This window comes from Chloroflexus sp. (assembly GCF_034435895.1).
Taxonomy (GTDB): Bacteria; Chloroflexota; Chloroflexia; order Chloroflexales; family Chloroflexaceae; genus Chloroflexus.
In genome coordinates this window covers 1-14,803 of sequence record NZ_DAOTWH010000299.1, presented here as the reverse complement: position 1 = coordinate 14,803, position 14,803 = coordinate 1, and the positions used below count along the sequence as shown (strand labels likewise).

Sequence of the window (14,803 nt, the reverse complement as noted above, 5' to 3'; positions counted from 1 at the left end):
CTGATGGCGGCGGCGGCGGGGCCGGCAATGCTCCCGGCAGCCAGCGCCGCGAGCAAGCGTTTAGCCCGTCAGGCGCAGATGGCAGACCATTTGAGCTTGAGACGAACGGAACCGGCCAAGTGCCGGCTGAGGGGCCGAGCACAGGCCAACCCGGCAGCAACCAATCGGGTGGATTGTTGATCCGGTCGAGCGGCGGCGCCGCCGGCGGCCCCGTGCAAGCCGCCGACGATCCGCTGCGCATTCCCACGGATGTACGTGATGTGGTTCGCAACTATTTTTCGCCGTAAACCAGCCACAACCGAACCGCCCCTGTTTGACGAAGCCTTCTTGCGCCGGCTCGAACGGCTGAGTCTGCAAGCGCAGCGCACGCTACGCGGCACGCCGATCGTAGGCCAACACCCCAGCCGCCAGCAGATGCCAGCCACCATTTTCAACGACCATCGGCCCTACGTACATGGCGACGACCTGCGTTATCTCGATTGGCATGCCTACGCCCGCCAAGAACACCTGCTGGTGCGGCTAGGCGAAATCGAGCAAGAGGTGGCGGTGAGGGTGCTGGTTGACACGTCGCGCAGCATGGTGACGGGCGAACCGGACCGGCTGCGGTTGGCAATCCAACTAGCCGGCGCGATCGGGTATCTGGCGCTGGCGCACGGCGATCAAGTCACGGTCGTAGCCGGCGCGCCAGCGACGCCGGTCTTTGGGCCGGCCCGCGGCAAAGCGTTGGCAGTGGGCTTGTTTCGCAGCCTGCGCGCGCTGGCGCCGGGCCACCAGACCGATTTAGCGCAGGCGGCGCAGCAAGTGGCGCAGCGGCGGCCACAAGGCGGGTTGGCGGTGGTGATTTCCGATCTCTTAACCCCCATGCCGATCGAGACAATTGCTCAGTATTTACCGGCCCCGCGCTGGCAAGTCATAGCGCTGCACCTGCTTAGCCCGGCCGAAGTTGCGCCCAACCTGCACGGCCCGCTCGAGCTGGTCGATAGCGAGACCGGTGAACGGCTGGCGCTCGATCTCGACGACGAGACGCTGGCGTCGTACCGGGCAGCGGCGCAAGCATGGCGAGCCGCACTGGCCCAACGTTGCGCCGCCAGCGGGATCGCCTACGCGCCAGTGATGGTGAATTGGCCGCTCGAACGGCAAATCATCCCGTTCTTGCGGATGCGCCGGTTTTTGGGGTAGAGAGGCGCTGGCCCCTCTCCCTCCGGGAGAGGGGGATACCCTGCAGCGGGGAGCGGGTGTGCGGTTGTTGTCATGGCCTCGCCGCCGTCCGGCGGCGCGCAATGACAAATGGAGAGTGGAGGCGCTCCCCCTCTCCCGCTGGGTTCAAGGGCGGACAGAACAGCTGTCCGCCACCCGGCCCTAAAGGGCCGGGCTATGGTTACGAAGCCCGCTACGCGGGCTGCTGGCCCTCACCCCGGCCCCCGCTCCCACCGCACGGCGGGAGCGGGGGAACCGCCGCTTGGGAGGGACAGGCACTGCTCGCGCGGAAGGCAACAGCGCCCCTCTCCCGCAATGCGGGAGAGGGGGCGGGGGTGAGGGTGACCTGGCCCCTCGCACAGCCATCAACCGCTGTCATTGCGAGCGCAGCAGAGCGAAGCAATCTCCTACTGAGGCGCGGACGAACGCTGAGCGGGTGCGTTCCGTGCTCGCGGGAGATGGCTTCGCCGCCGTCCGGCGGCGCGCAATGACAAGAGGTGACTAGCAATACCATATTGATCTCAGGAACCCTATGACAATACTGGCCCCGCTAGGATTACTCGCCCTACTGGCGCTGCCGGTGATCGTTATACTGCACCTGTGGCAAGCGCGCCGGCGGCGCACAGTCGTGCCTTCGCTCTTGATCTGGCAACAGATCCCGCCTCGTCCGGCGGCCCGCCGGCGCCGGCGGCTGCGGTGGACATTGTTGCTGGCGCTGCACCTGCTGGCAGCGTTGCTGATCGGGTTAGCCTTGGCCCAACCCCAATTCCCCTTGCCGTGGCTGGGTTCAGTGCGCGCGACCGCGATCTTGATCGACACCTCGACCAGTATGGCCCTGCGCGAAGGCGGCAATACCCGGCTCGAACGCGCGCGCCAGCGCGCCGCAACATTCATCAGGCAGATGCGCGGCGCCGATCAGGTCGTGCTGATCAGCGCCGGGCCGCAAGCGCGCCTGATTGACCGCGGCAGTAGTGCCGATGCGGCCCGTTTATTAGCGGCGGTCGAGCAGATTACGGTCGAAGGCGCCGGCAGTGATGTCACCGGCGCGCTGACCATCGCCGAAACGTTCTTGCTCGACCAACCCGGCGCGCGGGTGGTCTGGTTGACCGACGGCGCTGTACCGCAACCCGATCTCACCACTTTGCGACTGCCGCTTCAGATCGAAGTACTCGGGACGGCTCAACCGAACCGCGCTGTCGTCACCCTCGCTGCGCGAGCAGGCAACGCCGGTGCGGTGTATGTCTACGCCCGACTGGCGAACCATGGCAATCAACCGTTCCGCGGCAATGTGCGGTTGCTGGTTGACGAACGGCTCAGCCGCATTGAACCGGTGAACATTCGCCCCGACGCAGCCTTGGAATTGGCATGGACATTACCCGGCCCGGCGCAACAGATCCGGTTGGCATTGAACGGCAACGATGGCTTGCCGCTCGACGATGCGGCGGTGGTGAATGTTAGCGGCCAGCGCCCGATCAACGTCGTGCTGGTTGCCGACGACGCACCGGCGTTGGTGCGGGCCTTGCAGGCGATACCGGAAGTGCGGCTGACTACTGTTGATCCGGCGGCGTTTGTGCCTGATCCCGCTGCCGATCTCACGATCTTTGTGAACACGCAACCGCGACGCTGGCTCGCAGGAGCGATGCTGATCATCAATCCCCCGGTTGGCGAGTTACTCCCCAACAACGGCCCAACTCCTGCCGGAACGACACTCACCATCACCCCTGCCGGTGAAGCATTGTTACGCGATATCAATCTAGGTGGGATCGCTTGGGGGCGCATTGCCGCAATCGAGCAGCCGGCATGGTTAACCCCGCTTGCGCTTAGTGACGGCATTCCATTGATCTTACGCGGGAGATTCGAGCGCAGCGAGGTAGCGGTATGGAACTTCGATCTCTCAAACAATCCCCTCACAACGCGGTTAGCCTTTCCGCTGCTGGTTGCCCGCACCGTGCGCGATCTGACCCCGCCTCCCGCGCCGGCAGCAGTGACACTCGGCGCGCCGTTGGTTTACCAAGCCGATATTCGGGCAACGCAATTGGCTGTGATTGACCCCAGCGGCAACCGAACGACAATCGCTTTGCAGCCAGCCATTCCGGCCACTATCGAGCCAAGCCAAGCCGGAGTCTACCGTGTGCAAGAGTGGGCCGGCGAACAACTCTTGCGTGAAACGCAGCTCCCGGTGAATGCCGGCGCCATCGGCGAAGCTGATCCAACGCCGCGCTTTGTCAGCGCCGCTATCGGCGCAGCGCCGGCGCAGACGCCGGTCACCCGCGCCGCGACACCGCAACCGCTGTGGTCGTGGCTGATCATTGCCGCGATCATCGTTTTGATTGGCGAATGGCTGTACATCCAACGCCGGCCCCAAGCGGAGGCGCGATGATCTGGCAATCTCCTCATCTATTCTGGCTCTTACTAGCGTTACCGGCATTGGTGTTGATCTGGCGGCGGGCAGGCCGGCGCTTACCGTGGCCGGTGGTCGGGATCAGAATGCTGATTGTCGCCTTACTGATCACCGCACTGGCCGATCCGATCTGGCAGCAACCGGGAGCGCCGGCAACCGGCCCGCTCCTTGTGCTCTACGATCAATCGGCGAGCCTCACGGCGGAGGGGCAGGCAGCCATCCGCGCCGAGGCGCAAGCTATCGCCAATGCCGCCGGCCCGGCCACGCGCTTGCTAGCGTTTGGCGCCAATGTGGTGGCTGGCGGTGATCGGTTGCCCGATAGCGCCGGCAGCGATCTCGCCGCCGCGTTACGGATGGCGCGCCAACTGTTGCCCGCCGGCGGCAGAGTGATTGTGATCAGTGACGGCCAGCATACCAGTGGCAATGTCTTGGCTGAAGCGCACCGCGCTGCGCAGGCCGGTATCCAAATCGATGTGCGTTACGTCGCCCCACCCAACATACCGGAAGTTGCGATCACCCGGCTCGACCTGCCGGCATTGCTCCGCAGCGGTGAGGTGTTTGAGATCGCAATCACGACCGCCTACCGCGCTCTGCACAGCGCCGAACCGCTGCCTGCCCGGCTGCGGGTATGGGTCGATGAGCAACTGCTCGGCGAAGAACCCATCTTTATTCCACCCGATCAGCACCAGTTCACCACCACCCATACCGCCGGCGAACCGGGAGTCGTGCGTCTCCGCGCGGAAGTGATCCCGGCGGGCAACGACACCTTCACCGCCAACAACACTGCGGCGGCAACGGCGCTGGTGATGCCGCCGCCAACCATCCTACTGGTAGAAGGCTATCGCGATGGCGGCGCCATACTCGCCGCAACCCTGCGCCAGTCGGGTATGCTCGTGGAACGCCTGCCGGCAGCCGCGTTGCCGGCAAACCTCGACCAGCTCGCCGCCTATGACGGCATCGTGCTGGTGGATGTGCCGGCCAACCAGTTGTCGTTCGAGCAGATGGTAGCCTTGCGCGAAATCGTGCGCAGCGAAGGCAAAGGGCTGACGGTGCTCGGCGGCAACCAGTCGTTCACTCTCGGCGGCTACACCGAGACACCGCTGGCCGAGGCGCTGCCGCTGGCGATGAAGCCGCCGCCGCGCCCGCAACGTGCGCCGGTATCGCTCTTGCTAATCATCGACCGCTCGGCCAGCATGAGCGCCGCGTTTGGCGTGAGCAAATTTGACATGGCCAAAGAAGCGGCCATCCTTGCCCTCACCGCGCTACAACCGGATGATCGGATCGGGGTGCTGGCCTTCGATACCGACACCTTGTGGACAGTGCCATTCCAAACGGTGGGTGAAGGCGCTAACGTTGCTGCCTTGCAAATGCAGATCGCGACTATGCCGCTCGGTGGCGGCACCAACATCGAACGGTCACTGGCAGTTGGGCTGCCGGCATTAGCTGCCGAGCCGCACAGCGCGCGCCATGCCGTCTTGTTAACCGACGGACGCAGTTACTTTAATAACTATCTGCGCTATCAGCAATTGATCGAGACCGCTCGCGCCGCGCAGATCACCCTTTCCACCATCGCGATTGGGCTTGACTCTGACACCGAGCTGCTTGAACAATTGGCGCAGTGGGGCAATGGACGCTACTATTTTGTGGCTGAAGCCGCCGACTTGCCGCGCATCACGCTGCAAGAGAGCGAAATTGCCAGCGCTGAACTCACGGTGGAACAACCGGTACCGGTGTTGCTCAAGCAACCGCATCCGTTGGTGCGCAACCTCGATCCGCGCGCGCTGCCGAACCTTGATGGCTACATCGCGCTGCAACCGCGTCCTGAAGCCACTATCGTACTCGAAAGCCCGGCAGACGATCCATTGCTGGCGGTCTGGCAATACGGCTTGGGCCGCAGTGTGGCATGGACGGCAAGCGCCGCGGCGCCGTGGGCCGCGAATTGGCCGGGATGGCCTGAATACGATCGGTTCTGGAGCCAGATCGTGCGCTATACCCTGCCCACACCCGATAGTGGGCCGTTGCAGGTGCGGGTGGAACCAACGGCTGCCGGCGCGCGGCTGGTGGTTGCAGCGCAGACCGCGGGAGGGTCGCCGATCGATTTGGCGCAAGCCAGCGCGCGCGTCACCTTGCCCGACGGCAGCGAACAGAGTGTCAGTTTGGCGCAGATAGCGCCGGGCACGTATGCGCGTGAACTGGCCTTGACCACAACCGGGCCGTATCAGATCACCGTTGCCTTATTCGCCGGCGGGCAGACGCTGCAGCGCAGCATCGGCTATGTGTTGTCGCCCCCGGCTGAATATGCGCTTACCGATCCAGCGCAGGGGGAAGTCCTCTTGCAACAGATCGCCGCCATCACCGGCGGCAGTCTAGAACCGGCGCTAGCAGAGACCTCTACGCTGCCTATGCCATCCACCGTCACCTCACTCTGGCCGCTGCTGGCCAGCCTCGCCTTGGCGCTCTGGCTCGTGGAAATTGCGCTACGGCGGAATCGGTTCGCGTTATGATAAGTTTTGCTATGATCCCAGCTATCGACACCATCATCACAACTGCTATTCACGAACGCATCTTCCCCGGCGCGGTCGTTTTGGTCACACAGGATGATCGCCTCATCCACGCCGCTGCCTACGGCACGACGATGTACGACGATCCCGGCACGAGGCCGGTGACTCTTGATACCATCTACGATCTCGCCTCACTGACCAAAGTCTTCACCACGACCGCGGCGCTGCGCTTGCACGATACCGGAATGCTGCCACTTGACCGGCCCGCGCAACACTGGCTGCCGGAGCTACAGGCTGGCGGCATCACTGTACGCCACTTGCTCAGCCATCAGAGCGGGTTGGCCGTGCAAATGGCGCCGCTGGCCCGCGCCGGCGCCTATGCGATCCGGCAAGCGGTGTATACGGCGACACCCAAACACCCGCCCGGCAGCGTAACCGAATACGCCAACCTCAACACCTTCCTGCTTGGCGAGCTAGTGGCAAGGATTTATGGCGGCCCGCTCGACCAAGCGATCAGCGAGCTGGTCTGCGCACCGCTGGGTATGGAAGCGACTCGTTTCCGCCCGCCGGTGGAATGGCAACCACGCATTGCCCCTACCGAATGGGACGAGGCATGGCGCGGCGGTCTCGTCCATGGCGTCACCCACGACGAGAGCGCCTGCGCGCTCGGCGGCGTCGCCGGCCATGCCGGCATGTTTGGCGTTGCTAGCGAAACGCTGCGCCTTGTACAACTCTTCCTGTGCGAAGGGGCATGGGAGAGCCTGCAACTTTTGCGCGCAGAAACGGCGCGCGCCGCGCTAACACCGCAAACCGAACGTGCCGGGCAACCGGTCAGCGGCTTGGGCTGGATGCTCCGGCGACCATATCTGGGGCCGGCCATCGCGACCGGATTTGGTCATAGCGGGTTTACTGGCCCAATCATGGTTGGGATCCCGGATGAACAACTCGCCATTGTCGTGTTATGCAACCGCACCTACCCGCGCCGCACCCCGCCGCCCTACCGGCACCATGCGGTAGTGGCGGCTGTCACGCAAGCGGTCTTGCAAGCGATCACCAGCTAGCTCTCGTATGGAGTGCGGCAGTCAACCTGCCGCACATATCTATGGATCGCAGAATTGATATAATACAAGCAGAGCCTTGCAACATCGCACACGGAGGCATTGAGATGAGCCGCAAACGCTCCCAACAATGGTTTCGCATCTTGAGCGCGGTGATCATCGGCATCCTCGTACTAGCGCTGGTGGTGACGGCCATTGTGCCATATTAAGCGGAAAGGATTGCCCGCATGCCCTATACTATGCTCTACGATGGCAACTGCCGGATATGCCGCCAACAAGCCGAATGGGTCGCGGCGTATGACGAGCAGCGCCAAATTGAATTGCTTGACGCTAACAGCCCGGCTGCCCGCGAGCGGTTTCCGCAGATCAGCCACGAGGAAGCGATGGGGCAACTGCACGTCATCGGGCCAGACGGGACAATTTACCGCGGAGCTGAAGCAGTGCGCGAACTTTTGTTGCGGCTGCCGGCGTTGCGCGGGTTGGGTGAACTGATGCGATTGCCCGGCGCGCTGATGGTGGCTGGGCCAATCTACGACTTTGTCGCCCGCAACCGCTACCTTTTTGGCGGCAACCCCGCCTGCGACGACGGATCGTGCCGGCGGGCATAGAACGGTTGATGACCTCGGAATGCGCCGTTTTACCCTCACCCCCGGCCCTTCTCCCGCCGTCAGGTGGGAGAAGGGCCGGGGGGGATGAGAGTCAGCAGCCCGCGCAGCGGGCTTCGCAATCTAGCCCGGCCCTGAAGGGCCGGGGTCGCCATCAGATGTCTTGCCCGACTCCCTCCCCCAGCGGGAGAGGGTTGGGGTGGGGCAACGGAGAGATTGCTGCGGGCGCTCCGCGCCCTCGCACTGACATATAGCCGCTTACGCCAATTCTACCGGATACCGCTTGCGGAGCCGGTCGAACCGAAACGGGGCAATATCGTACTGCGTTGTGCCTTGCAGGGCCAGATCGGCGACAATCTCGCCGATTAACGGGGCGAACTTAAAGCCGTGGCCGGCGCAGGGAACGGCAATAATGATTTGGCTATATTCGGGATGGCGATCAATCAGGAAGTCGCCATCAGGCGTATGGGTATAGCGACACGTCTCGGCGCGTACCAGCCGGGTCGCAAAGCCGGGCAGCGTCTGTTCGAGCCGGCGCGCGATCCGTTCGTTCTCAGCCGGATCGGGGAGTGGCGGCGGTTCGTAGGGGTTATGCACCAGCGAGCCAACACCGTGGCGCACGGCCTTCACCCCTTCTCCGAGATCGGGGAAACAGACAAGCGGTGGTTCAGTGCCATTGTCGTGATCGATCACCACCGGCAGATAGCCCAGTTTGCTCAACGCCCGATCACGAGGCAGAAAACAGGCGGTTTGCTCGCGGGTGACAAGCAATGGGAATGATACGCCGAGACTGCGCAGCAGCACCGGCGTATACGAGCCGGCTGCAATCACCACCCGCTGCGCACGATAGGTCGCGCCGGCAGCATCAACCCGGATACCTGCCCCATCCGGCACAATCCGATCGACCTGCACCCCCACTGCAATGGCAGCGCCATAACGGCGCGCCTGTTCTATGAATGTCGCCACACAGCGCGAAGCCGGCAACACCCCGCCATCAGGCTGGTACAAGCCCATGATCTGATCAGAGATCGAGAGCTGGGGAAAGCGCGCGCGCAGTTCAGGCGCCGATACCTGCTCGAACGTCACCCCGGCAGCTGCCAAATTAGCGGCACATGCTCGCAGATGTGGCAGGTCGGCTAGGCCAAGATCGAGCGCCCCAGCCTTGATGAGCAGGCGTTGGCCAGCATCGGCTTCGAGATCAGACCATGCCTGCCGGGAAGCGATGGCCAGTTGCGTGTAGTGCGGTTGGGGATAGGCATAGCTGATCAAACGCGACAACCCGTGCGAACTCCCGCGCGCATGCCCGATGGCAAACTGTTCGAGCAGCAGCACCCGCCGTCCGCGCCGGGCGAGCGCATACGCTGTCGCCGCGCCCATCACCCCGCCGCCTACAATCAACACTTCGAGCATACGCATAACGCGCCTCGCTTCGCGGAGCTGCTAGTTGTCTATTTGAATCATACCACCTTGCGTTACAGGGGGTATCATAGCGAGCCAACCTAGCGAGCCAGCTTACTCGCGGCGGTCTTCGCGCCAGCGAAAGACAAACTGTTTGTCGCCGGGCCGATCGCGGCGGAAGCGCCACAGGCGGGTCGGGCGACCGCGCCCCTCGCGCATATAGGGAGTTTCTTCGAGGATGCCGGCCTCTTTGATTTTGCGGTAGAAGTTGCCTTTATCGAGCTTCTCACCCAGAATTTGCTCGTAAATGTGCTTTAATTCAAGGATCGAGAAGAGTTCGGGCAATAATTGAAACGCTAGCGTCGTATATTCGAGCTTCGAGCGCAAGCGCGAGCGGGCATAAGCCAGAATCTGGTCATGATCGAAGGCCAGCGGGGCCGGTACCTGATCAACCGGGAACCAACGCACGTCGCTGTTTTCGTCGCTAGCGCGGATCTTCTGAGCATCGGCACGCACTAGTGCGATGTAGGCGACACTGATTACACGGTGACGCGGATCGCGTTGCACATCGCCGAAGGTATACAGTTGTTCGAGGTACACATCGCGCACCCCGGTCTCTTCTTCGAGCTCGCGTCGCGCCGCCTCTTCCAACGACTCATCGAGCCGGATGAACCCTCCCGGAATCGCCCAGCGCCCCTCGAATGGCCAGCGCTTGCGTTGCACCAATAACACATGCAAGGTGCGATTGATCAAGCTGAAGATGACGACATCAACCGTTACTGCCGGTAACTGGTACTTGCTGACATCGTAGAGAGCTGGGCGTTCATCCTGCATGATCGAGCCTCTCTTCCGGTTATAATTTAGTGTTATTTATACACTAAAATAACCACCATGTCAAGTCATCGCTGCGGCTGCTGCGCCAAGCAAGCCGGCTTTTGGCTCAAGGATGACATGCACCGGCACGTGGGCCAGCAAGTCGCTAAAGCGACCTTTATCGCGGAAGATCTGTAAGAAGCGTTCGCGTCGGATCAACGAGAGCACCCGTGGCGGCAAGCCGCCGCCGATATACACCCCGCCAGTCGCCAACACCTTCAGCGCCAGATTACCGGCTTCGGCGGCGAGAATATCCACAAATAACTCAAGTGCCGTGCGCGCCACTAGACACATCCCTTCGGTTGCCATCCCCGCTTGCACAATAATCGGTGTCGGATCAACCGCTGCGGCCAGTTGTTCGGCAACTACCGGTGTCTCACGCTGGAGTAGCCGATCGCGCACGAAGGCATACAGATTCGGGATGCCGATCCCCGAACAGACGCGCTCGTAGCTGACGTGGTTGAAGCGTTGGTGGAGATAATCGAGCAAGTCTTTTTCCACCTGATTGCGGGGCGCAAAGGTTGTATGCCCGCCTTCAGAGGGGTGCGGACGGTAACGAGCGCCATCCCACGTCAAGAATGCCTCTCCCAAGCCGGTGCCCGGTGCGATCACGCCAATCGCGCCGCCGGCTACCGGTGCGCCGGGAGTGAGGGTCGCGAGATCGTCGGGCTCAAGGATCGGCACCGCCTGCGCGATCGCCTCAAGGTCGTTGAGCAAGCGCACTGGCACGCCTCCCAATGCACTGCTCACCTCGGCAGCATCAATCGTCCACGTGAGATTGGTAATGCTGGCCCGGCCGGCCACCACGGGGCCGGCGACGCCAAAAGCGGCGCCGGTGATCGCCGCCGGGTGTTGGGCCAGAAACTCGGCAATAATCGCACGCAGACTCGGATAGCGCGCGCTGGGAAAGGTTTGTTCGACCAGCGGATGGTGCGGCCCGGCAGATTGATCGAACAAGGCAAGGATGGTTTTGGTGCCGCCAATGTCGCCGGCTAGATACATACATCACCTGTAAACGAATTGAGTATAACGGTCACAACAACAAGCGAGCGGTTTTTAGCGCACCGGCGGCGCTTCGACCAGCGCGGCGCGCAAGGCGGCAATGGCGTCAGGGATCGGCTGCGGGCCAAACACTGCCGAACCAACCACAGCCACGGTCGCACCAGCAGCGGCACAGGCGGCAATCGTCGATGGATGCACCCCGCCGTCAACCATAATCTCGACTGGCCGATCACCTACCAGCGCGGCCAAGCGTTGCACTTTGCCCAACATCGGGGGAATCAGGGTTTGGCCGCCAAAACCGGGATTCACCGTCATGAGCAAGATCAGCTCAACTTGATCGATCATCTCTTCGATCATGCTGAGCGGCGTCGCCGGATTAATGGCTACACCCGCCTTCTTGCCCAGATCGTGGATCATCTGCACGGCTCGATGCACATGCGGCGTAGCTTCGGCGTGAACCGTGATCAGGTCGGCTCCGGCAGCAGCAAAATCAGCCACATACCGCTCTGGCTCGACGATCATCAGATGCGCATCGAGCATCGCGCCGTAGCGATCGGCCAGCGGGCGCAAGGCGCGTACTACCAGCGGGCCGAAGCTAATATTCGGCACAAACCGGCCATCCATCACATCGAGGTGGATCCAATCAATGCCTGCGTCACAGGCCGCAGCAATTTGTTCACCCAAGCGGGTAAAATCAGCGGTGAGAATTGAAGGCGCCAACCGCATACAATACATCCAACGTATTCACAAGACCAACGGCTTTGTAGCAGTACGTTACCATCCCAATAGCGCAATAGAGACACCACCAACGCAGTTCGCGCACTCTTTCCTAGCTTCTGTCACGGTGAGATGCCGCAAAGCGGCACGGTAATCCCCCTTCGAGCGTGATAACCCATCTGAAAGGAACCAAGCTGCCATTTAGTGCTAGAACGCGAGAGCGCCATCGTACGTCGCTACAGTACCGCGCTATTGTACCGCATCTTAGCGCGTGAGATGGCGCACGCCTGAGACGCCGGCGACAAAGAGATCGGTCGCCAAGCCGACAAACAGACCGTGCTCGACGATGCCGGCCCGTGCTGCCAGCCGCGCCGCCAGCGCCGCCGGGTCAGCAATCGGGCCGCAGGCCCAATCGAGGATCAGGTTGCCTTGATCGGTGCGAAAGGGTTGGCCATCGGTGCGCACACGGAGGCGCACCCTGCCGCCTTGCGCTTCAAGCCAGCGCGCCGTTGCCCGATAACCAAAATCAACCACCTCAATCGGGAGATAAAAGCGCGTACCCAGCGCCGGCGAAAGCTTGCTTTCATCAACGATAATCGCCACCCGGCGGCTGGCCTGCGCCACCATCTTCTCGCGCAGCAACGCGCCGCCGCCGCCCTTGATCAGTGCCATCTGCGGATCAACCTCATCAGCGCCGTCAATCGCCAGATCGACCGCATTCACCTCATCAAGCGTGGTGAGCGGGATGCCCATCTCGTGGGCCAGCGTCGCCGTCCCTTCGGCGCACGGCACTCCCACAATATCACGCAAAGCGCCACTAGCCAATCGCTCGCCGATCAGGCGCGTGGCATGCGCCGCTGTGCTGCCGAACCCCAACCCTACCACCATCCCCGGCTGCACGAGTGCAACCGCCGCCGCCGCCGCCATTGCTTTCAGGGTTTCGACGGAAGTCATTGTCGCACCTTGCTGTCAAACGGTTCTTGCTCAAAGCGGCAGTGAGACTGCCGCACGCCATCCATTGCACTTGTACCTACACGATTCGCCCCAACCACGCGGCCCGCATTTGCACTTGCTGCGCCGTTGGCGCCGCCACCGGCGCCAGCGATAGCATATCATACGGCGCGACGGCCAATGTCACCGGCACCTCGATCAACGCATCGCCACGGAAGAGCGTCAACCGCACCGTATCGCCGGGTCGCCGTTCGAGCAGGCGCTGGTTGAGCCGCTCTTCATTCACCCGCCAGCCGTCAATCGCGATCAGTTCGTCACCGGCGTACACCCCCGCCTCGTATGCCGGGCCGTCACTCCGCACCGCAGCCACCAGCGTGCGTTCGCCTTGCTTCCGCCAATTGACCCCCAACCACGCCGGCGGTTGCCCGTCTGGCCGCGGACGCCGGTGCTGCCAACGAGGTTCAAGGCCCGCCACGGCCAGCGCCGCCGCATAGTCGAGTTCTTCAACCCCGGTCACATATCGCTCGTACAGCTCGCGCAGGCCACCATCAGCGCCGCCGATCGCCTCGATGGCCGCCAGTACCGCTCCCTCTTCGGGAATACCCGGCCCCTCAATCGGGTAACGTTGGTAGAGGTAGCGCATCACATCATCGAAGCTCCGCTCGCCATTGGTGCGCGCGCGGATCGCCATATCAAAGATCCAGCAGACCAGCGCCCCCTTTAGATAGTACGAGATGCTGGTATTGATGCTGTTTTCGTCAGGCCGGTAGAACTTGATCCACGCATCAAAACTGCTCTGCTCTAGACTTTGCAGACGGCGACCGGGTTGGCTCTGCAATTGCACAATCTCATCGGCCAATTTTTGCAGATACCGCTCTTCGCTCATCAGGCCGGCTCGCACCAGCAGCAGATCATCGTAATAGCTGGTCGCTCCCTCCATCAACCAGAGCAGGCGGGTATAGTTCTCGTTTTGATAATCAAACGGGCCAAGCAGCGCTGGTCGCAACCGCTTCACATTCCACACATGGAACAGCTCGTGCGAGGTCAGGCTCAGATAGCGTTCATACTGATCGGCGAACGTCCAGCGATCAACCATGTTGGTTGCGCTGTTGCGATGTTCAAGCCCGCCACCGCGGCCATCGGTCAGATGGAGAATGAAGGTGTAATCGCGGTACGGCAACCCACCAAACATCGCCCGCTGCACCTCGACGATTCGCTGCGTATCGGCAAGCAAGCGCGCTTCATCTTCGTTCCCGCGTCCCCAGATCGCAATCCGGTGCGGCACGCCATCAACCGTGAATGACAACAGCCGGTGGGCGCCGCACTCAACCGGGCAATCCACCAGCTCATCGTAATCGACGGCCTGAAACGAAGCACGGTGCGGGTAAGCGGGATCAGATGGCAGCGGCGCCAAACCGGTCGTCACCAACCAACCGGCTGGCGGATCAACATGCAGGGTCAGCGGTTCACGGGTATGGCCATGAACGTACATCAAGACGTTCGCGCCGTTGAAATAGCCGTGCGTGCCATCAAGATGGCTGGTGCGCACCGTCAGATCAAACGCATAGACCTTATACGAGACCACCACGCGCGTCGCCGGGCCTGCCGCCACCAACCAACCATCTTTACGAACTTTACGCCACGGCAACGTTTGCCCCTCGCCGTCAGCGGCCTGAAATTCTTGCACGTGACGAGCAAATTCGCGGATCATGTACGATCCGGGAGTCCACGCTGGCAATGACAACTGTACATCGCCGGTTTCGGCGCGCGTAATCTCGATCCGCACATGAAACAGATGGGAATGAGGGGCCGGCATTGAGACGGTGTAGGTAATCATGATCGTTCCTCAAAAACAGTGCCATTTCCGCGTCGTTATAGATAGCGGTCGCGTTGCCAACGGCACGGATTGGCCACAATGCAGTTACAGATGCGGTTGAGCGCCTGTTCCAAGCAGATAATACGTTCATAATAATTCCGTTGCCAAACCGTGATGCCGGGGGTGCGGTTCAACGCATTGATGTGACGGGTTACGGCAGATTTGAACGAACCAACGATGGCGCCAACGGAATGGGGTTGGGGGCCGCAGTAGGGGCGACGCAT

General features: G+C 62.2%; 11 protein-coding genes and 2 pseudogenes. 6 read left to right on the top strand and 7 right to left on the bottom strand.

Features of this window, described 5'->3' with window-relative positions:
• The 6 genes and pseudogenes from U9R81_RS16815 to U9R81_RS16790 all read left to right on the top strand — a co-directional run.
• A pseudogene (locus U9R81_RS16815) lies at positions 1-287 on the top strand (hypothetical protein); the annotation flags it as partial.
• Complete coding sequence (locus U9R81_RS16810; RefSeq protein ID WP_322496577.1) at positions 259-1,179, top strand: DUF58 domain-containing protein; 921 nt, start codon at positions 259-261, stop codon at positions 1,177-1,179. The pseudogene U9R81_RS16815 and the gene U9R81_RS16810, both read left to right, overlap by 29 nt.
• A 550-nt stretch (positions 1,180-1,729) precedes the next feature.
• The gene (locus U9R81_RS16805; RefSeq protein ID WP_322496576.1) at positions 1,730-3,577 is read left to right on the top strand and encodes a VWA domain-containing protein; all 1,848 of its coding nucleotides are present in this window, start codon (positions 1,730-1,732) and stop codon (positions 3,575-3,577) included.
• Positions 3,574-6,102: a VWA domain-containing protein gene (locus U9R81_RS16800; RefSeq protein ID WP_322496575.1), complete on the top strand. Its 2,529-nt coding sequence runs from the start codon at positions 3,574-3,576 to the stop codon at positions 6,100-6,102. The genes U9R81_RS16805 and U9R81_RS16800 overlap by 4 nt, the downstream gene beginning before the upstream one ends.
• 11 nt (positions 6,103-6,113) lie before the next feature.
• Positions 6,114-7,160 carry a serine hydrolase domain-containing protein gene (locus U9R81_RS16795; protein WP_322496574.1) on the top strand — a complete coding sequence of 349 codons (1,047 nt, stop codon included), beginning with the start codon at positions 6,114-6,116 and terminating at the stop codon, positions 7,158-7,160.
• Between the two features lie 224 nt (positions 7,161-7,384).
• Positions 7,385-7,765, top strand: a complete 381-nt coding sequence (locus tag U9R81_RS16790; protein ID WP_322496573.1) for a DUF393 domain-containing protein — start codon at positions 7,385-7,387, stop codon at positions 7,763-7,765.
• Between the two features lie 255 nt (positions 7,766-8,020).
• Here the strand turns inward: U9R81_RS16790 and solA are convergent, their stop codons facing one another.
• The 7 genes and pseudogenes from solA to U9R81_RS16755 all read right to left on the bottom strand — a co-directional run.
• Positions 8,021-9,178, bottom strand: a complete 1,158-nt coding sequence (solA, locus tag U9R81_RS16785) for an N-methyl-L-tryptophan oxidase (protein ID WP_322496572.1) — start codon at positions 9,176-9,178, stop codon at positions 8,021-8,023.
• Positions 9,179-9,274: 96 nt separating this feature from the next.
• A complete protein-coding gene (locus U9R81_RS16780; RefSeq protein WP_322496571.1) occupies positions 9,275-9,994 on the bottom strand; it encodes an NUDIX hydrolase in 720 nt (239 codons plus the stop codon).
• 60 nt (positions 9,995-10,054) lie between these two features.
• Entirely contained in the window at positions 10,055-11,035 is a 981-nt protein-coding gene (glk, locus tag U9R81_RS16775) for a glucokinase (RefSeq protein ID WP_322496570.1), read from the bottom strand.
• A gap of 54 nt (positions 11,036-11,089) precedes the next feature.
• Positions 11,090-11,761, bottom strand: a complete 672-nt coding sequence (gene rpe, locus U9R81_RS16770; RefSeq protein WP_322496569.1) for a ribulose-phosphate 3-epimerase — start codon at positions 11,759-11,761, stop codon at positions 11,090-11,092.
• 255 nt (positions 11,762-12,016) lie between these two features.
• Complete coding sequence (gene rpiA / locus U9R81_RS16765) at positions 12,017-12,706, bottom strand: ribose-5-phosphate isomerase RpiA (RefSeq protein ID WP_322496568.1); 690 nt, start codon at positions 12,704-12,706, stop codon at positions 12,017-12,019.
• Positions 12,707-12,782: 76 nt separating this feature from the next.
• Entirely contained in the window at positions 12,783-14,540 is a 1,758-nt protein-coding gene (locus U9R81_RS16760; protein WP_322496567.1) for a M61 family metallopeptidase, read from the bottom strand.
• Positions 14,541-14,575: 35 nt separating this feature from the next.
• Positions 14,576-14,803 (bottom strand): annotated as a pseudogene (locus tag U9R81_RS16755) (transposase); the annotation flags it as partial.